This window comes from Mucilaginibacter frigoritolerans (assembly GCF_007830615.1).
GTDB classification, from domain to species: domain Bacteria; phylum Bacteroidota; class Bacteroidia; order Sphingobacteriales; family Sphingobacteriaceae; genus Mucilaginibacter; species Mucilaginibacter frigoritolerans.
On record NZ_VLLI01000002.1, the window covers coordinates 53,780 to 71,712 of the forward strand.

A 17,933-nucleotide genomic window follows, 5' to 3' on the forward strand; every position below is an offset into this window, starting at 1 on the left:
TGTTCAATCAAATGAAAACAAGATATTTTTTAATAGCGGCAACAGCCTTGCTCATTATTGCATCGTGCAAGGTATCGCAACATTACAGCAGGCCCAGTGTAAATGCGGCCAACTTATACCGTGATAGTTCGGCAACCGATACTAACTCGATAGCCGCATTGCCATGGCGATCATTATTTGCTGATACCGTATTGCAAAACCTGATACAGGAAGGCATTAATAATAACCTGAACCTGAAAACGGCCATCCTGAAAATAGCCGAAGCCAACGCTACGCTGAAAGAAGCCAAGGCCGCTTATTTCCCAACCTTAAGCGCAGGCGCTACCGTTACCAAAGCAAAATCATCGCAGGCGGCACAGTCGTTTCCGGCTGGATTGGGGATTGATTTAAATACCACCACCTACCAGGCAGACCTGAGCGCCAGCTGGACGCTTAACGTTTGGGGACAGCTAAGCAGCTTAAAGCGCCAGGCAATAGCCCAGTTTTTAGAAAGCGATGCCTCCAAACGCGCCGTGCAGACAGCCCTGGTAGCCAGCATCGCTAACGATTATTATACGCTATTATCGTACGACCAGCAATTGGCTATCACGCAGCAGACCGTAAAAAACGACATCCAGGATGTGGAAACCAATAAATCCTTATTAAAAGCGGATGTGGTTACCGGGGCAGCCGTGGTACAAAGTGAAGCCAATAGGTATGCGGCAGAAATTACCATGCCCGATTTGGAAGCTAACATACGGGCAACAGAGAACGCTTTGAGCATTTTACTGGGCCGCGGACCAGGACCAATTAAACGCCTTACCATGGCTGAGCAGATTCCGGTTGAAACGCTGAATGCAGGTGTTTCTACCCTGTTATTGAAGAACAGGCCGGATATACAACAATCGGAATTTGCTTTTATGGCGGCTTTTGAAAACACCAATGTTGCCCATTCTTATTTTTACCCAACGCTTACCATAACGGCCGAGGGTGGTTTATCGACATTACAGTTAAAGGACCTGTTCAATAATTCTATATTCTACAATTTAGTGGGGGGCTTAACCCAGCCTATTTTTAACCAGGGACAAAACAAGGCGCGTTACCGCATAGCGAAGGCCCAGCAGTTGGAAGCATTTAATACTTACCAGCAAAGTATTTTAACAGCCGGACAGCAGGTAGCCAATGATTTGTTTTCGTACAAGCAAGCTATAAAAAAAGCGGGATTAAGAAAAAAGGAACTGGATGCACTGGAAAAATCGGTTGACTATACCAAACAACTGTTAACCTATAGCTCGGCCACCAATTATACAGATGTTTTAACCTCCGAACAGAATTTACTAGCAGCCCAATTAGCAGGTGTAAATGACAAATTGCAACAACTGCAGGCCATTGTTAATTTATACACCGACTTAGGCGGGGGTTGGAAATAGGCAGTATTCAGGCTTTTTCGATTAATATAAATCTTTGCCACATGGATTCTTTGGTTAAAGAATTCATGTGGCATTTTTGAGTGTGGGTGTTTAAAATATGGATTGATTAAGTGGGGATGTTTGGCTGGCGTAGATTTATTTTTCATTTAGATATTCAAATATACTGTATAGGTATCATGTAAGGGCTATTAGCGAGTTATGCAACTTAACAGGTTGCCAAACGGTCATTTTTTCCATGGGCCGAAATAAACACAGTAACCCTCGTCCCGATGTGGTACAGGCTATACGTGCAAAAATCAAGAATGTCCGAATCGCCTGTACTCAGCTATCTAAGCATTGTGCATCTGCGCTCAATAATACCTCACCGGTACACCTAAGTAATGTTTTTGCACGTGGAAGGGCCAGCAATTCCTGTTGCGGCGGTACTTTTATGATCGAGTTGGGTGATACGGTCAATTACTCACCAGAGCAACATGCCCATTTGGCCTTTATCACTGCTGAAGCCACTAGCCCAATTTGCATAACCTGAGCTATATCCCGTCGTTCAAAGTTTCCAAACTTCGGACGAAATGCTTGTAGTTTACAAAACACCCCAATTGCAATTTATTGCCACAAATAATTACTGTACCAACTATATCGGCTGTCCCACCCTCAACCCAAAATCTACCCAAAAAACAAAAAAATCAGCCCGCGTTGTCCAGGTTGGCCCGTTTATTCACTTAACTACCTGGCTTTCAATATTGGCTGTCCCGGCTGATTTTTTTGTCCCGGCGTGTGTCGTGTTTCTCGCGGGACAGCATGCGCCCGGCTTCGGCTGCCAAAAAGATTCACCATGATTTGAATTTTACAAATAATGGATTGATTTGTTCAAACAGCTCAATGGCTTTTCGGGCCATCTTTGTACCATAAATTTAATACAAATGGAAAACGGAAATAAAATAGCCATAGTAACCGGAGGCAGTCGTGGAATTGGCCGCAATACCGTGCTGAGCCTTGCCAGGCGTGGGGTAAACACCATATTCACCTACAACAGCAACAAAGCAGAAGCCGATACGCTTGTAGCCGAAGTAAAAGATACCGGCGCGCAGGCCTTCGCCCTACAGCTGGATACCGGCAATGTAAGCGCATTTGATGCCTTTGCGCAAAGTGTGCAGTCTGCCCTCCAAAGCCTCGGCGCTACCCATTTCGACTACCTGGTGAACAATGCCGGCAACAATCACCACAACATGCCTTTCGAGAAAACCACCGAAGAGGAACTGGACAGCCTGTACAATGTTCACTTCAAAGGTGTATTCCTGCTGAGCCAACGCCTGCTCCCCCTCATTAACGACGGCGGCCGCATTGTAAATGTATCAACAGGCAGAACCCGCCTCATCACGCCCGGAGGCGCAGCATATGGCTCGCTCAAAGGTGCCGTTGAGGTGCTCACCAAATTCATGGCCAAAGAACTCGGCCCCCGCAGAATCGCCGTTAACGTGGTTGCCCCGGGTGCCGTGGCAACAGATTTCAGCGGTGGCGTTGTCCGCGATAATCCGGAAGTGAACAAACACATCGCAGAGCTTACTGCCCTGGGTCGCGCCGGAATCACTGATGACATCGGCCCTATGATCGCCTCCCTGCTCTCTGAAGACAACCGCTGGATCAATGCCCAACGCATCGAGGTTTCGGGCGGTCTGGCTATCTAATATCAACTTCTTTTCCTTTACTGGTTGCGTCACTAGGCAATCGGTAGGGGGATTGATTATCTCTCCTTAAAACTTATCGGTTAAAAAGCATTCATAGTCTACCAGCAGTCCCCCTGCGTCGATTGCCATTGATCTGTCGGCAATAAAATAGCCTAAAGTCGGTTAATTGTTTTTAAACATTATTTAAATAAGCACAAACGTTTGCCTTTGTTAAGAAACTTATTCAACTAAAATATAGCGTTTGTGAAAAAAATCAGTTATTGGTTAGCCGGAAGGAAATATGAAATCCTGGTTTTAAGTTTTCTTGTACTCATTTTTGGCAATACTTTTTGCCAGGCATTGTTCATGGCCATTTTGCTGCCCCTGCAAAACATGCTTGCCGCATTTATCATTTTTTACAGGGAGAAAAGAACCCGCATCATCATCGGCACCATGATTGTGCTGGTGCTCGGCATTGCGTTGTTAAATTGCTGTTACCACAGTCAGGTTGAGTCTGGCACTATATTGGGCATATACTTTTTGTACTTTATCCTGATCTCCTCAAAGGTTTACACCAAAATCTTCAAAACCGACCAGGTATCCTCCGAAGTGCTGGCTGTATTGGTTTGCGGGTTCATTTTACTTTGCCTAACCAATGCCATCATATTTATTACCATTGAAGTAAATTACCCCAACTCATACTTACATATGGTTCATAACCACCACCGGTTTGATGACCTTATCTATTTTAGTTTTACCACCATGCTTACCATAGGTTATGGTGATATTGTACCCCTCACGCTGTTAGCCAAACGATCAGTAATACTGGCCGGTTTAACCGGTCATTTGTATACCGTATTAGTAACCGGAATAATTATTGGCAAATATCTGCAGGATAAAAGGGAGCGACCGGTTCCCTGATAAGAATATTAAAGACTTAGCATATGGAGGTTTGTGATATTCGGCCAGGTGCAAATGCATTTAAAACCATTGTGGTAACCAAACTGTTACAACGCTGATAACTGGCAATGATTAAATTTGATTTAAGCCTCAAACAATATGAAACCAATTAATAAAGAAGACATTAAGCAGGAAGTTTTTGATCTGTATGATGATTATGCCCATAGCCGTATTAACAGGCGTGCGTTTGTAGAAAAACTGTCTCTGTACGCAGTGGGTGGCTTAACAGTCCCCGCACTGATGAGCTTCCTGATGCCTGACTATAAAGGGAACATCCAGATTAAAGCGGACGATCCGCGCTTAAAATCGGTATATATCAATTACTCATCTCCAAAAGGCGGCGGAACAATAAAGGCATTGCTCTCCGAACCTGCCGACAATAAAGGGAAACTCGGCGGCATAGTAGTGGTTCATGAGAACCGTGGCCTGAACCCATATATTGAGGATGTTGCCAGAAGGACTGCCCTTGCCGGATTCATCACCCTTGCACCCGATGCACTAACGCCACTTGGCGGCTACCCCGGCAACGATGATCAAGGACGTGAAATGCAGGCCAAACGTGATAAGGGCGAAATGGAGCAGGATTTTATTGACGCATTTTGGCAACTGAAAAACCATCCGGATTGCAATGGCAAAGTTGGTGTTGTTGGATTTTGTTACGGCGGCGGTATTGCCAACATGATGGCCGTGAGGATACCGGAGCTTGCGGCAGCCGTACCTTTTTATGGAAGTCAGCCAGACGTTGCAGACGTACCTAAGATTAAAGCTCCCCTGCTGTTGCATTATGCCGGACTGGATACCAGGATCACATCTGGCTGGCCTGCGTATGAGGCGGCTTTAAAAGCTAATGGGAAAAAATACCAGGTTTACATTTATGAAAACGTAAATCATGGCTTTCATAATGATACCACGCCCCGCTACGACAAAGCCGCGGCAGATCTGGCCTGGAAACGCACTATTGACTTTTTTGATGAATATTTAAAATAATCAATAAAAGCCGCTTAAACCCACATCGAATACAGATCTAATAAAATTTGAAATAAATTTGCGTAACTCATAAGTTACATATATATTTGAGTAACTTAAAAGTTACTCATTATGGCAAAAATTATTCAACACCAATTATTTTACCCAAACCCGCCTCAGGATGTTTGGGATTATTTGACCAATGCCGAATTAATGGCTCAGTGGCTGATGCCAAACGATTTTATTCCTGTTTTGGGTCATGAGTTTCAATTCAAAACCAAAGCCATGCCTGATATTGATTTCGATGGCATTATTTATTGTAAAATTTTGGAAATAGACCCTCCCCAAACGCTTTCTTACTCCTGGAAATTCGGACCTGGCGATGGTACACTAACCGACTCTGTTGTAAGCTGGACATTAAATGAGAAAGATAATGGCACCGAGCTTCAGTTGATCCATCGCGGATTCGCCGGTTCAGAAACCATGACCATATTTACAATGATGGACGAAGGCTGGTTAAAGAACATACAGAAAATTTTAAAATTGCTAAACACAACAACCAATGGAACAACACAGGCTTGATGCCTTCCAGGTAATTGCCGACCCAAGCAGGAGGCAAATATTACACCTGCTTTCAAAAGACAGCTTGACCATTAATTCGCTGGCCGAAAATTTTGACATGAGCAGGCCTGCCGTTTCCAAGCATATTAAAGTGCTTTACAATGCCGGGTTTATATCTATTCAGGATATTGGCCGGGAACGACACTGTATACTTAAACAAGATGGCTTTAAAGAGCTGCAACAATGGCTGGAGTATTTTGATGCTTTCTGGGGCAGCAAACTGAAAAAGCTGGAAGTGTTACTAAACGAAAAATCAACCAAAAAATAAAACCATGGATAATCAGGATTTCACCACTACCATTTTGGTAGATCAAACACCAAAGGAAGCCTTCGATGCCATTAACAATGTTAAAGGATGGTGGACGGAAAATTTAGAAGGCAGTTCACAAAAGCTTAATGATGAATTTTCAGTCCGTTTTGGAACGGTACATTATTCCAAACAAAAACTGGTAGAAATAATTCCGGATACAAAAGTAGTTTGGCTCATTACAGACAGTAAACTCACTTTTATTAAAGATCAAAACGAATGGACAGGTACCAAAATCACTTTTGATATTACCGAACGGGGTAAGCAAACACAAATCCGCTTTACGCAAACGGGTTTAGTTCCGCAAATTGAATGCTTCCGCGATTGCTCAAACGCATGGACGGACTATATCCAAAATAGTTTATTTAGCCTGATAAGCACTGGTAAAGGGCATCCTACTAAAAAGGAAATGGAAACTAAAACAGATATCAATGTATAACCAATAAAAAATAAGATTATGAATAATCAGGATTTCACTACCACACTATTGGTAGATCAAACTCCGGAAGTGGCTTTTGATGCCATCAATAATGTTCGCGGATGGTGGTCAGAAAACATAGAAGGCAGCACAGACACCCTCCATGGCGAGTTTGCGTACCATTATGAAGATGTTCATCGCTGTACCATAAAAATTGTGGAGCTTGTTCCGGCACAACGAGTAGTTTGGCTCGTTACCGACAACTATTTCAATTTTATAGCAGATAAAAACGAATGGATAAACACAAAAATCATTTTTGAAATCAGTAAAAAGGGCGATAAAACAGAAATCCGTTTTACTCATCAGGGTTTGGTTCCGCAATACGAGTGCTACCAGGTTTGTAATGAAGCTTGGAGCCACTACATTAATGATAGTTTACAAAGCCTGATTGCCACAGGCAAAGGACAAGCTACTTCTAAAAGTAATGATCATTTTGACTCTCAAATGGTTGAAAAATGGGGGTTGAAATAGCCCAAGACTTAATTTTTTTGAAACTGGACGCAAGCAATACTAAAAATATTAGTATTTTATAAAAATATTTTTCACCTTTGCTTGTGTATGGTAAACAATATTCATCTAAATGGCGAGGCCAGGGCATGGCTAAAAAGAAAGAACAGCCCCGATGAGGTGGTGCAAATTGTTTTGGATACTGAAAATACGGCACCGGTAACCTGCTACCAACTGTATACTGCGTACGAAGCTAGTCCTGATTACCTGGGCCGTATTCTGTTTGATACTAATGGTTATTGGATTTACGACGGCAATACACTAACCGTTACCGAACAGGAACAACTGGCTAAATTTATCATTAACTATAAAGAGGTATTTTAATTACAATAAGGCTTTTCCGTAGTCTTCGATAATACTCTGAGGTTAAATCTTGTCGTAATTACCACCGCTTATTGGCATGTTTAGCACTTGCCTTACAGTGCCATTTAGTTTAATTTTATACTTATGAAAGTAGTACGTGTTCATTATACTGCCCGGCCGGAATTTGTGGCTACCAATCAGCAGAATATTGCTGCTATTGTTAAAGAATTAAAATCGCTGAATCATCCCGGCATAAAATACACCACCTGGTTACTTCCGGATGGAAAAACGTTTATGCATTTTGACCAGTTTGAAAGCGAAGAAGCGCATTTGGTATTACAGAATTTGGCTTCATTCAAAAAATTTGCCGAAGAGCTCAATTCAAGTCAATTAGAAGTTGAACCCAAGTTGGAATTATTGAATCTGGTAGCTTCAACGGAGGTTTATTTTTAGGGACGAAAATACTGTTTTAATAATCTTCTTCCTTTAAATGCAGCAGGATAAGCACCAGCACCAAAAAACTCAATATTCTTTCTGCAGCTCCTAAGCCGTTCCAGGTGTTGCTTTGCCACATGGCAAACCATTCGCCTCCTATTACTTCAAAGCCTAAAAACCAAATAACTATACCCACTATAATCCCCGCTACAGCCCAATCTTTGGCTGCATGAAAGCTTACTGCATTACTTTTTATATTTTTAAACAATACCCAACTTCCTTTTAAACAGCAAAAAGCCATTATGGCTTCCATAGTTATCAGCAGGATATACCCGGTATGAAAAATAAAAGTACTGTTAATACTTCTGTATAACAGATTGCTGTGAGGAAAAATGGTATCCATCTTTAATACATGCTCAACAAACAGATAGTTGGTAAAATAATCGGTAGTATTACCAATAACTATAAGCAATGCCATTAAACCTATTGCAGCCACTGCAATTGTTTTGGCAAACCGGAATAAAAACTGAACAGGAAACATGGTGTAAGGATTTGGTTATCAAATATGGCGATTATCTTTCAAAAAGAGATTATCCGCTAATAACTCAGCAAGAAACGGATTGCCTGTTCAGATTATGACAGGTAAATTTGTGTAATACAAAATCAGATCATGACCGCTCAACAGGAATTAGATTATAGCCGGATTGCTCAAGCAATCAGCTATTTTAAGGAAAACTTTAAAGCACAACCAAAGCTGGAAGATGTTGCCGAACATGTGCATTTGAGTCCGTTTCATTTTCAGCGCATGTTTAAGGAATGGGCAGGGGTTACGCCCAAGCAATTCCTCCAGTATTTAAGTGTGGAACATGCCAAGGATATTTTAAAACAAGCCGACACTAACCTGCTGGCTACTGCGTTTGAAACCGGCCTGTCAGGCACAGGTAGGCTGCATGATCTTTTTGTAAAGGTTGAAGGGATGACACCCGGCGAATACAAGAACGGTGGCGCTGCACTTCATATCAATTATTCTTTTGCAGATAGCCCTTTTGGAAAAGTGATTGTAGCATCAACTACAAAAGGTATTTGCCATATGGCCTTTGTTGATGAGGGCGAAGAAAAAGCCCTGAAGCTATTGAAAGCAAACTATCCTAATGCGGCTTACAGTCAGCTGGTAGATGTAATTCAGCAAAATGCCCTGTTTGTCTTTACACAGGATTGGAGTAAGCTACAAGAGATAAAGCTGCATCTTAAGGGTACAGATTTTCAAATAAAAGTATGGGAAACGCTTTTAAAAGTACCAGTCGGCATGCTTACCTCATATGCTGCTCTCGCTAAAAAGGCAGGCTCCGAAAATGCTCACCGGGCCGTTGGCACTGCGGTAGCCAGTAACCCGGTAGCGTTCCTGATTCCCTGCCACAGGGTAATTAAATCAACCGGCGAAGTTGGGCAATACCATTGGGGGCCAACACGTAAAAATGCAATTATAGGCTGGGAAGCCGCTTTGAAGGATAATGCGGTAATGACACACTAATGAAATAGGCCCCCTCTAAATCTCCCCCGGTAGGGGAGACTTCAGCTTCGCCCGCTCTTGTTTTTACAAGTCCTCCCTACCGGGGAGGATTTAGGTGGGGCTGACTAAAAAGAAAAGCCCTGCTTTTAGCAGAGCTTTCTCATTAAATTAAATATTTGATGATGTATTAGTAGCTTAAATTAAGTGCTTTAACTGTACCACTTCGCTTTCCTCCAAAAACCTCCATCTGCCGCGCGGAAGATCTTTTTTGGTAAGGTTAGCATAAACGGCTCTGTCAAGCTTTACCACTTCGTAGCCCAGGTGCTCAAATATACGGCGTACAATACGGTTTTTACCGCTGTGTATCTGTATACCAATTTCACGTTTTGAACCACCGGCAACGTATGATATAGAATCAGGCTTAATTAAACCATCTTCCAGCTCAAGTCCGAAAGAAATTTTGTTTAAATCACCCTGGGTTAAGCTTTTGTTCAGTTCAACCTGGTAAAGTTTAACAATGTTATTGCGTGGGTGTGAAAGTTTATCAGCAAGATCGCCATCATTGGTCATTAATAACAAACCGGTGGTGTTACGATCTAAACGGCCTATAGGGTAAATGCGTTCGCGGCTGGCTTTTTCAACCAGGTGCATTACGGTACGGCGTTCCTGCGGATCTTCGGTAGTAGTAATATAGTCTTTCGGTTTATTTAATAACACATAAACCATCTTTTCGCGTTTCAACGTTTCACCATTGTAGCGGATCTCATCTTTTTGCGGATCAACTTTATGACCCAGTTCAGAAATCACCACACCATTAACAGAAACTACTCCTGCAATAATCAACTCATCAGCTTTACGGCGTGAGCAGATCCCTGCATTGGAGATATAACGGTTTAAACGGATTAATCCGGTATCCTTTGCTTTAGGCTCTGCAGCTTTTTTACGGCCTCGTAAGGTTTTTACCGGAGCATCCAGGTCAGGTGTTATTTTATCGTATTTAGTTCTTGAACGTTGCGGTCTGTCGCTATCAGCGGGTTTATCGCCATAAGGCTTTTTAAATCCACCGGCTGATGGCTTGCCTGCAAATTTCTTATCGCCGGGACGATCACTTGCAAAGCTTCTTTTAGGTTTATCATCGGCATTAAATGAACCGGTCGATTTACCGCGTGAAGAAAAAGGTTTTTTATCGCCTGATGGTGCACCACCACTGAAACTTCTTTTTGGTCTGTCATCACCGCTATCGGCAGGCCTGCTACCGTATGGCTTGCTGCGCGGTGAAAATGATTTTCTGTCGCCAGATGATTCACCACCACCGAAACTTCTTTTTGGTCTATCATCACCGCTATCGGCGACTCTGCCACTATAAGGTTTACTGCGTGGTGAAAATGATTTTCTGTCGCCAGATGATTCACCACCACCAAAGCTTCTTTTTGGTCTGTCATCGCCAGCATCAGCAGGTCTGCCACTATATGGCTTGCTGCGGGGTGAACGTCTGTCGCTTCCAGAACTACTAAAGCTGCTGGCCGGTTTATCACCACCTTCGCGTTTTTGGTAAGGCTTGCTTCCACCTGCTTGCGCAGGGCGGTCACTACTGTATCTTTTTGATGAATTGTTTTCAGTACGATCTGTACCTGATGATCTTTTTGGCCTGTCACCGGCTTTTGAAGCCCTGTTTGATGATCTTCCGGATTGGTCGCCCTTTCCGTTACCTGGTCTGTTAAATGCCATAGTTTTTGAGTTAGCGCTTTCGCAGCGTGTAGGGGTCAAAGTTAGTGATTTTTTGAGGATAATTACAATTTTTTTTATCGGTTCAAATATTATGTTTAGCGCTTTTAAACGCAGTTTTTGAACCCAAAACTATAGTTTTCAAACGTCGCAAAAGCATAAGTGTTTGATAATCTGATTCGTATATCGTACCTTTGCAGCGCATTCTACCAAAATGTATATATATGGATAAAAAAGAAATGACTAAACGACACCCAATTACGTGCTCCGTAATCGTGCTGCTGGTTATCTTTTCAATGATTAATATCTTAGGTGCAAATGCTGTACCAAGGAGAAAAAAATCAGCAAAAAAACATGCACAGACCGAGGCTTACAAGCCCGAATTTATTTTCACCAACACAGAAGATGAGCCTGTGTACAGTTTCGCAAATGAAACTATACCTACAAATGATGAAGTTGTAAACCGCAAATTAAAGCGCTCTCTCGTTACACACAACTTCAGGCATGTTCAATCAAATATTCTGCAAAATAAAGCAGCAAGAATATTTCCTATTATTGAACCTATTTTACAGGCCTACGGTATTCCTGACGACTTTAAGTATATTCCTTTAGTGGAATCAGGCTTTGGCGAAGGATCATCATCAAAAGGCGCCCGCGGCCCATGGCAATTTATGGCAGGTACGGCACGTACCTATGGCCTTAAAGTTGGCCATGGCATTGACGAACGGATGAATATCCGCAAATCAACCAAAGCGGCATGTATTTACATTAAAGAGCTGTATGCCGAGTTTAACAGCTGGACCTTAACCGCCGCTGCTTATAACAATGGATCAATTAAGCTGGAAAAAGCTATTCGTCAGCAAAATGAGGACAATTACTACCGTATGAATTTAAACCGCGAAACCGGTGTATACGTGTATAACCTTATTGCTATGAAAGCTATTATTCAGCAGCCACAGAAATACGGCTTTAAAAAGCATTATCAATTAAAATACTTTAACCCAGGTTCGCCTGAATTGCTGGCTATCAATTAACCATCAAAAAGTAAAATTAATTACGGAGCACTCACAGGCCGGCCATCCTAACCCGATGACCGGCCTTTTTTTTGCGTATATTTGTGCTTTATAATTAGTTGATTGAGTTGGTAAAGAGGGTGGTTGATTGCGTTTTTTTAAATACAGCAAAACATAGTCAGCTTAGTCCAACCTGATCAGCCCGATCTACTCAAAGGATAATTGCATTACATGATTACAGATCACATTGACCTTGGCGAGCAAACTGAAGTTGAAGTTTACGGAGCCCGGGTACATAATTTAAAAAATATTGATGTTTCTTTTCCGCGCAACCAGCTAGTAGTAATTACCGGCCTAAGCGGCAGCGGGAAATCATCATTGGCATTTGATACCATTTATGCCGAGGGGCAGCGCCGTTACATGGAAACCTTTTCGGCCTATTCGCGCCAGTTTATGGGCGGAATGGAACGTCCAGACGTAGATAAGGTTTCGGGATTGAGTCCGGTTATTGCCATTGAGCAAAAAACAACCAGTAAAAACCCGCGTTCAACCGTGGGTACCATTACCGAGATCTATGATTTTATGCGTTTGCTTTTTGCCCGTACAGGCGAGGCATACTCGTATGTGAGTGGTGAAAAGATGGAGCGCATGTCTGAAGAGCAGATACTGCGTACCATATCCGAAAAATTTAACGGTCAGCCGGTAAACATCCTTGCCCCGGTAGTAAAGGCCCGTAAAGGCCACTACCGCGAACTGTTTGAGCAGATCCGCAAGCAGGGATATCTGAAAGTTTGGATTGATGGCGAAATTGCCGATGTAGAACCTAAAATGCAGGTGGATCGTTACAAAATCCATGATATTGATATTGTGGTTGATCGATTGGTGGTTGATCAGAATGAACCCAAGCGATTATATACCTCTATCCAGGCAGCATTAAAAATTGCCAAAGGCATTATCCGGATTGCCGATAAAGACAATAACGTTGCTTACTACAGCAAATACCTGATGGACCCGGTTTCGGGTATTTCGTATGATGAGCCTCAACCTAATACATTCTCATTTAACTCGCCTTATGGTGCCTGCGAGAAATGCAGCGGCCTGGGTTATATTTTTGAAATTGACGAGGCTTCTGTTATCCCCAATCCCAAACTGAGCATCCTTAATGGTGGATTGACTCCTATTGGTGAATACCGCGAAACCTGGATTTTCCAGGTGTTAAAGGCTTTGGCCAAAAAATATGAATTTTCATTATCAACCCCTATTGAAAAATTATCGAGAGATCACCTGGATATTATCCTGAACGGATCAACCGAGATGATCACCGTAGCGGTGGAGTATAACAAATGGAACGTACAGAGCTACCAGATCTCGTTTGATGGTATTATCCGCATGCTGGAAGAGCAGCAGGAACGCCGTGGCGATGAAGGGATGGACGATATGGAAAATTATCGTGTGCTCAGAACCTGCCCCGTTTGTGATGGCGCACGCTTAAAAAAGGAATCGCTGCATTTTAAGGTTGATAATAAAAACATTTTCGAACTGGCCTGCATGGACATTAATACCCTGCAAGAATGGTTTGCCGGACTGGAAGATCGTTTATCTGAACGCCAGAACGTTATCGCCAAAGAGATTCTGAAAGAGATCAGGGCGCGAATAGTTTTTCTGCTGGATGTTGGCTTAAGTTATTTAACGCTCGATCGTACGGCCAAAACGCTGTCGGGCGGTGAGGCACAGCGTATCAGGCTGGCCACACAAATAGGCTCACAGTTAATGAATGTGATGTACATTCTTGATGAACCGAGTATTGGCCTGCATCAGCGTGATAATGAGCGTTTAATAAATGCCCTCAAAAACCTGCGCGATTTAGGGAATACCGTATTGGTTGTGGAGCACGATAAAGACATGATATTGCACGCCGACCATGTAATTGACATGGGCCCGGCAGCCGGGGTACATGGCGGACAAATTGTTGCCCAGGGTACACCTGCTGAATTAATGAAGGCGCATACCCTTACCACCAGCTATATTAACGGTGAGCGTGAAATTGCCATACCCGAACATAGGCGCGAAGGCAATGGTAAAACATTAAGCCTTAAAAAAGCTACCGGTCACAACCTCAAAAAAGTATCGGTTGATTTTCCTTTGGGTAAACTTATCGGTATTACCGGGGTATCTGGCAGTGGTAAATCGAGCCTAATTACAGAAACACTATATCCTATTTTAAATCACCATTTTTTCAGAGCGAAGAAACATCCGCTGCCTTACGAAAAAATAGAAGGTCTGGAGCATATTGATAAGGTTATTGAAATTGACCAAACACCTATTGGTCGCACACCACGATCAAACCCGGCTACCTATACGGGCGTGTTCTCTGATATCCGTAACTTGTATGTAGCGCTTCCCGAATCAAGGATCAGGGGTTATAAACCCGGTCGTTTTTCATTTAACGTGAAGGGTGGCCGTTGTGAAACCTGCCAGGGCGCCGGCATGAAAGTTATTGAAATGAACTTTTTGCCTGATGTACAAGTACCTTGTGAAGAATGTAGTGGACGGAGATATAACCGTGAAACACTGGAAGTACGCTACCGTGGTAAATCCATAAGCGATGTGCTGGACATGAGTATTGAGGATGCTACGCCGTTTTTTGAGCATATCCCAGCCATTTACCGTAAGGTAAAAACCTTAAATGATGTGGGCCTGGGTTATATCACCCTTGGGCAATCATCAACCACCCTATCGGGTGGTGAGGCACAACGCGTAAAGCTCGCTACCGAACTATCCAAAAAAGATACCGGCAATACTTTTTATATTCTGGATGAACCAACTACAGGTTTGCATTTTGAGGATATCAATGTATTACTTGGCGTACTCAATCAGCTGGTTGATAAAGGCAATACCGTATTGGTAATTGAGCACAATTTGGATGTGATAAAAGTGGTTGACCATGTAATTGACCTCGGTCCCGAAGGTGGCTCCGGAGGCGGTAAAATATTGTTCAGCGGCACGCCCGAAGGATTATGCAAGGTAAAAGAAAGCTTTACAGGGCAATTCCTGAAAAAAGAAATGGAACCGAGCGGGAAAAAGAAATAAAGCTTTGATTTAACTAAGCAATTAGTTAAATTAGATTTTTAATCCTTTTCCCAATGAAAAACCTGGTTTTGCTAATGGGGTGCTTGTTTTTATTTAAAATAAGCACCGCTCAAGTGGTGTTTCCCCCACAATACATGCTATTGGTACAAAAGGCTGATTCTTTGTATAATGTTAAAGCGTACAAGCAATCGGCATTCACTTATTCAGAGGCTTTTAAGTCAAACGGCTGGAAAGCAAAAACCGACGACAGGTATAACGCGGCGTGTAGCTGGTCATTAGCTGGTTATCCTGATAGCGCATTTTCCAATTTAATGCTGATAGCCAACAATGGCACCTATACTAACTACGGGCATATTACAAAAGATGCAGACCTTATTCCTTTACACAACGACAGCAAGTGGCCAGCTTTAATAAAATTAGTTAAAGCAAACAAGGACAATGCCGAGGCCCACTATAATAAGCCTGTGTACGCCGAGCTGAAGCAGATTTATGAAGACGATCAATCGGGCAGGGTAAAGATGGACTCTGTAATCAAGAAATATGGTTACGATTCAAAAGAAATGAAATCCTTAAGCGCCGAAATCGGTAAAAAAGACTCTATCGACCTGATAAAAACAGAAAACATTTTGGACAAATATGGCTGGTTGGGACCCGATCAGGTAGGCGACATCGGCACGGTTGCTGAGTTTTTGGTTATTCAGCATGCCGAGCAACCCATTCATGAAAAATACCTGCCCATTATGCGCCAGGCAGTAAAAGAAGGCAAAGCACGCCCGGATGACCTGGCCCTGCTGGAAGACCGTACGGCCCTTGAAGAAGGCAAAAAACAGATTTACGGCAGCCAGGTTGGCCTTGATACCAAAACCAACAAATACTATTTAAGGCCCATTGAAGATGAACCAAACGTAAATAAACGCCGTGCTACCGTTGGTTTGATGCCGCTGGAAGAGTATGCCAAACTGTTTGGGATTGATTATAAACTGCCGAAGGAGTAAGGCTTTAGCCTAAACCTTATCAGCCCGAAAGTAGCAGCTATATCTCGACTACGTTCAGGCTGATAACCTGTCTATCTCTTAGATTTATAATCACCCGGTAGAAGATGCAGTTAAAAGCTGTAATTGCTTTAGAAATACTTCTTTTTCATCAACATTGATCAGTAACTGGTCGAAAGCTTTTTTCTTCCCATAAATTCCTTCGATGTAGTAGGCTTTGGTAAGATTCAAAATAATATCAGGCTCTTCTATCTTTTTAAATGGGGAAATACCTCTTAAATTTTCACCGGTTATACTTACTTTATTATAAATCTCCACACTTGCAATATCCGTTAAATCAAATGCTGTTTCTGCCAATATACCATATGGAACAACTAACTGGCTGTCATTAATTTGAATAGGTCTCTTAAGGATAGATCTTAATATCCCAAAGGCCTGTAGCACCGCGTAAAAACTCAATCCTGATACCACCCAGGCAACTTTTCCACTCCATTTTTGCAATAGCAAATGAAAAACAGATGCCTCAATTAAAATCATAAAAATAAAGACACCAATTAGCGATATTGTTCCGGTTTTTTTATGATAGCTAAAGGTTTTATTATCGTAAACAACTTTTCGCCAATTAAAAAACCCGTAATAAAAGGCAGATATTTCCGCAGTTATAATCGACGCTAATCTTGCTGGCAATACATCTTTCGAGATCTGTTTAAATACGGTATAGAAATCATCACTGTTTTTCTTGAGAGATGCGTGCTTTGATCGTATTTTTTTTGTTTGTATAACGAAAAATACAATGCCACAAAACTCAATAACCGGAACAACCCATACCTTCACTTCATGCAACAAAAACTGATTGTTTTTAGGAATTATAAAACTTGCCACAATTAAACCAGCTGTGAAAAACAAGGCAGTTGAGTATTTTAAATTACTACTCCGTGTGCTAAGTACAACATGAATTAAGGGAATGGAAAATATCAGATCCAGGGTAATGGCTATTGATAAATTATGATTATGAGTAATAAAAAACTGCGTAAAACTTAAAAGGATCAGCAAAAAAACCAACGTTACCGGCAATATTAAGGCAACCACCTGACGATTGGTTTTAAGGTTGAGAATCAACATTCTTTTCTGAATTGAATTTTAACGAATGCCTATTGGAGCACCCGTACTTGTCCTATGAGAACGCAGAGGAAACTGTCAATAAAAACTGATGGTTCGATAAATCAAGTTATCAGCACCAAAATAACCGCCCAAACAGCTATAAAGAAAAAGCCAGCAAAAACTTCATTCTTATTCTTTTTTATGGTTTTAGTTATAAAAGTTATATAAAACACCCATGCTAAAAAAATAACAGCCATTATTGGCGCCATTAACGCTTTCATAGTTTTTCAATTTAATAAGTAAAAGTAGCTGTTTTTATTTTCATTGTGGTATTGAAGCTCCTAAAACTCTTTCGTTACATATACATTTGTAACTTCGGGTAAACTTTAATATTACAAAAATGTACCCAAAATGTATTTTGCTTTTGGTTTTAATAATTGTTGGGTTAAAATCCAAATCTCAAACCTTATTAAATCACAATCTATCTGAAATAAATAAAGTCATCGTTTTGCATCAAGGAAAGCTTGTAAATAAATCTCTAAAAAAAGCTAACTTTTCATATTCAATCCCTCCGGAAGGAAATGACTGTATTTTTCGAACTACTTGTTATTTTACTTCCAACCATAAATGTTTTAAATACATTAATGAATATTGGGGTGATCAATTACCAAATCAGGAAATAAATAAATTTAAGATGTACTACCCATCATTGAAAAAGATTAACGATCAGCAGCTATGGGTCGACCATAAAAAGGGATTTCAGATTACTTTAATAAATGACAAAAAGTTAAGCACAGCATACTCATTAAAAATAGAAATCATTAATGGCAAAAGTGAATTATAAATTTTTCT

General features: G+C 41.7%; 20 protein-coding genes. 16 read left to right on the forward strand and 4 right to left on the reverse strand.

Annotated features, from left to right (window positions below; all coding sequences use genetic code 11):
• The first annotated feature begins 11 nt into the window (after positions 1 to 11).
• From JN11_RS03655 to JN11_RS03705, 11 genes are all read left to right on the forward strand, one after another.
• Entirely contained in the window at positions 12 to 1,409 is a 1,398-nt protein-coding gene (locus JN11_RS03655) for an efflux transporter outer membrane subunit (RefSeq protein ID WP_144909749.1), read from the forward strand.
• Positions 1,410 to 1,644: 235 nt separating this feature from the next.
• Positions 1,645 to 1,938 carry a hypothetical protein gene (locus tag JN11_RS03660; protein WP_144909751.1) on the forward strand — a complete coding sequence of 98 codons (294 nt, stop codon included), beginning with the start codon at positions 1,645 to 1,647 and terminating at the stop codon, positions 1,936 to 1,938.
• A gap of 391 nt (positions 1,939 to 2,329) precedes the next feature.
• Positions 2,330 to 3,094: an SDR family NAD(P)-dependent oxidoreductase gene (locus JN11_RS03665; RefSeq protein ID WP_144909752.1), complete on the forward strand. Its 765-nt coding sequence runs from the start codon at positions 2,330 to 2,332 to the stop codon at positions 3,092 to 3,094.
• Positions 3,095 to 3,337: 243 nt separating this feature from the next.
• On the forward strand, positions 3,338 to 3,994 hold the full coding sequence (locus tag JN11_RS03670) for a potassium channel family protein (protein ID WP_144909754.1): 657 nt from the start codon (positions 3,338 to 3,340) through the stop codon (positions 3,992 to 3,994).
• 138 nt (positions 3,995 to 4,132) lie between these two features.
• Positions 4,133 to 5,020, forward strand: coding sequence for a dienelactone hydrolase family protein (locus tag JN11_RS03675; protein ID WP_144909756.1), 888 nt, complete (start codon positions 4,133 to 4,135; stop codon positions 5,018 to 5,020).
• 111 nt (positions 5,021 to 5,131) lie between these two features.
• Positions 5,132 to 5,581, forward strand: a complete 450-nt coding sequence (locus tag JN11_RS03680) for an SRPBCC family protein (RefSeq protein WP_144909757.1) — start codon at positions 5,132 to 5,134, stop codon at positions 5,579 to 5,581.
• On the forward strand, positions 5,562 to 5,888 hold the full coding sequence (locus tag JN11_RS03685) for an ArsR/SmtB family transcription factor (RefSeq protein WP_144909759.1): 327 nt from the start codon (positions 5,562 to 5,564) through the stop codon (positions 5,886 to 5,888). Before JN11_RS03680 ends, JN11_RS03685 begins: the two co-directional genes overlap by 20 nt.
• Before the next feature lie 4 nt (positions 5,889 to 5,892).
• A complete protein-coding gene (locus JN11_RS03690) occupies positions 5,893 to 6,366 on the forward strand; it encodes an SRPBCC family protein (RefSeq protein ID WP_144909761.1) in 474 nt (157 codons plus the stop codon).
• A gap of 18 nt (positions 6,367 to 6,384) precedes the next feature.
• Entirely contained in the window at positions 6,385 to 6,876 is a 492-nt protein-coding gene (locus tag JN11_RS03695; protein WP_144909763.1) for an SRPBCC family protein, read from the forward strand.
• Between the two features lie 87 nt (positions 6,877 to 6,963).
• Positions 6,964 to 7,236: a hypothetical protein gene (locus JN11_RS03700; RefSeq protein ID WP_144909765.1), complete on the forward strand. Its 273-nt coding sequence runs from the start codon at positions 6,964 to 6,966 to the stop codon at positions 7,234 to 7,236.
• A gap of 123 nt (positions 7,237 to 7,359) precedes the next feature.
• Entirely contained in the window at positions 7,360 to 7,668 is a 309-nt protein-coding gene (locus tag JN11_RS03705; RefSeq protein WP_144909766.1) for a hypothetical protein, read from the forward strand.
• Positions 7,669 to 7,684: 16 nt separating this feature from the next.
• Here JN11_RS03705 and JN11_RS03710 read toward each other — a convergent pair whose 3' ends face one another.
• Positions 7,685 to 8,191 (reverse strand): DUF2165 family protein, encoded by a 507-nt coding sequence (locus JN11_RS03710; RefSeq protein ID WP_144909768.1) that lies wholly within the window; start codon positions 8,189 to 8,191, stop codon positions 7,685 to 7,687.
• 129 nt (positions 8,192 to 8,320) lie between these two features.
• On the opposite strand from JN11_RS03710, the gene JN11_RS03715 reads away from it, so the two are divergent.
• The gene (locus tag JN11_RS03715) at positions 8,321 to 9,181 is read left to right on the forward strand and encodes a methylated-DNA--[protein]-cysteine S-methyltransferase (protein ID WP_144909770.1); all 861 of its coding nucleotides are present in this window, start codon (positions 8,321 to 8,323) and stop codon (positions 9,179 to 9,181) included.
• Positions 9,182 to 9,355: 174 nt separating this feature from the next.
• On the opposite strand, the gene JN11_RS03720 is transcribed toward JN11_RS03715, so the two are convergent.
• Complete coding sequence (locus tag JN11_RS03720; RefSeq protein WP_144909772.1) at positions 9,356 to 10,888, reverse strand: pseudouridine synthase; 1,533 nt, start codon at positions 10,886 to 10,888, stop codon at positions 9,356 to 9,358.
• A gap of 221 nt (positions 10,889 to 11,109) precedes the next feature.
• On the opposite strand from JN11_RS03720, the gene JN11_RS03725 reads away from it, so the two are divergent.
• The 3 genes from JN11_RS03725 (at position 11,110) to JN11_RS03735 (ending at position 15,983) form a co-directional block, all read left to right on the forward strand.
• Positions 11,110 to 11,919 carry a lytic transglycosylase domain-containing protein gene (locus tag JN11_RS03725; protein WP_246138936.1) on the forward strand — a complete coding sequence of 270 codons (810 nt, stop codon included), beginning with the start codon at positions 11,110 to 11,112 and terminating at the stop codon, positions 11,917 to 11,919.
• A 210-nt stretch (positions 11,920 to 12,129) separates the two neighbouring features.
• Complete coding sequence (gene uvrA, locus JN11_RS03730; protein WP_144909774.1) at positions 12,130 to 14,988, forward strand: excinuclease ABC subunit UvrA; 2,859 nt, start codon at positions 12,130 to 12,132, stop codon at positions 14,986 to 14,988.
• A gap of 53 nt (positions 14,989 to 15,041) precedes the next feature.
• The gene (locus JN11_RS03735; protein WP_144909776.1) at positions 15,042 to 15,983 is read left to right on the forward strand and encodes a DUF6624 domain-containing protein; all 942 of its coding nucleotides are present in this window, start codon (positions 15,042 to 15,044) and stop codon (positions 15,981 to 15,983) included.
• Positions 15,984 to 16,073: 90 nt separating this feature from the next.
• Here JN11_RS03735 and JN11_RS03740 read toward each other — a convergent pair whose 3' ends face one another.
• A complete protein-coding gene (locus JN11_RS03740) occupies positions 16,074 to 17,102 on the reverse strand; it encodes a hypothetical protein (protein WP_144909777.1) in 1,029 nt (342 codons plus the stop codon).
• Between the two features lie 101 nt (positions 17,103 to 17,203).
• Entirely contained in the window at positions 17,204 to 17,362 is a 159-nt protein-coding gene (locus JN11_RS24360) for a hypothetical protein (protein WP_170227683.1), read from the reverse strand.
• A gap of 119 nt (positions 17,363 to 17,481) precedes the next feature.
• Here JN11_RS24360 and JN11_RS03745 point away from each other — a divergent pair, with 119 nt between their 5' ends.
• A complete protein-coding gene (locus tag JN11_RS03745; protein ID WP_144909779.1) occupies positions 17,482 to 17,925 on the forward strand; it encodes a hypothetical protein in 444 nt (147 codons plus the stop codon).
• Positions 17,926 to 17,933: the final 8 nt, after the last annotated feature.

What these genes read in the sequence shown, in the direction of transcription:
- JN11_RS03665 (WP_144909752.1), top strand. Translation starts at nt 2,330, where the DNA reads ATGGAAAACGGAAATAAAATAGCCATAGTAACCGGAGGCAGTCGTGGA.
- JN11_RS03715 (WP_144909770.1), top strand. Translation starts at nt 8,321, where the DNA reads ATGACCGCTCAACAGGAATTAGATTATAGCCGGATTGCTCAAGCAATC.
- JN11_RS03700 (WP_144909765.1), top strand. Translation starts at nt 6,964, where the DNA reads ATGGTAAACAATATTCATCTAAATGGCGAGGCCAGGGCATGGCTAAAA.
- JN11_RS03740 (WP_144909777.1), bottom strand. Translation starts at nt 17,102, where the DNA reads ATGTTGATTCTCAACCTTAAAACCAATCGTCAGGTGGTTGCCTTAATA.
- uvrA (WP_144909774.1), top strand. Translation starts at nt 12,130, where the DNA reads ATGATTACAGATCACATTGACCTTGGCGAGCAAACTGAAGTTGAAGTT.
- JN11_RS03660 (WP_144909751.1), top strand. Translation starts at nt 1,645, where the DNA reads ATGGGCCGAAATAAACACAGTAACCCTCGTCCCGATGTGGTACAGGCT.
- JN11_RS24360 (WP_170227683.1), bottom strand. Translation starts at nt 17,362, where the DNA reads ATGAAAGCGTTAATGGCGCCAATAATGGCTGTTATTTTTTTAGCATGG.
- JN11_RS03745 (WP_144909779.1), top strand. Translation starts at nt 17,482, where the DNA reads ATGTACCCAAAATGTATTTTGCTTTTGGTTTTAATAATTGTTGGGTTA.
- JN11_RS03680 (WP_144909757.1), top strand. Translation starts at nt 5,132, where the DNA reads ATGGCAAAAATTATTCAACACCAATTATTTTACCCAAACCCGCCTCAG.
- JN11_RS03655 (WP_144909749.1), top strand. Translation starts at nt 12, where the DNA reads ATGAAAACAAGATATTTTTTAATAGCGGCAACAGCCTTGCTCATTATT.
- JN11_RS03695 (WP_144909763.1), top strand. Translation starts at nt 6,385, where the DNA reads ATGAATAATCAGGATTTCACTACCACACTATTGGTAGATCAAACTCCG.
- JN11_RS03725 (WP_246138936.1), top strand. Translation starts at nt 11,110, where the DNA reads ATGGATAAAAAAGAAATGACTAAACGACACCCAATTACGTGCTCCGTA.
- JN11_RS03685 (WP_144909759.1), top strand. Translation starts at nt 5,562, where the DNA reads ATGGAACAACACAGGCTTGATGCCTTCCAGGTAATTGCCGACCCAAGC.
- JN11_RS03710 (WP_144909768.1), bottom strand. Translation starts at nt 8,191, where the DNA reads ATGTTTCCTGTTCAGTTTTTATTCCGGTTTGCCAAAACAATTGCAGTG.
- JN11_RS03720 (WP_144909772.1), bottom strand. Translation starts at nt 10,888, where the DNA reads ATGGCATTTAACAGACCAGGTAACGGAAAGGGCGACCAATCCGGAAGA.
- JN11_RS03705 (WP_144909766.1), top strand. Translation starts at nt 7,360, where the DNA reads ATGAAAGTAGTACGTGTTCATTATACTGCCCGGCCGGAATTTGTGGCT.
- JN11_RS03735 (WP_144909776.1), top strand. Translation starts at nt 15,042, where the DNA reads ATGAAAAACCTGGTTTTGCTAATGGGGTGCTTGTTTTTATTTAAAATA.
- JN11_RS03675 (WP_144909756.1), top strand. Translation starts at nt 4,133, where the DNA reads ATGAAACCAATTAATAAAGAAGACATTAAGCAGGAAGTTTTTGATCTG.
- JN11_RS03690 (WP_144909761.1), top strand. Translation starts at nt 5,893, where the DNA reads ATGGATAATCAGGATTTCACCACTACCATTTTGGTAGATCAAACACCA.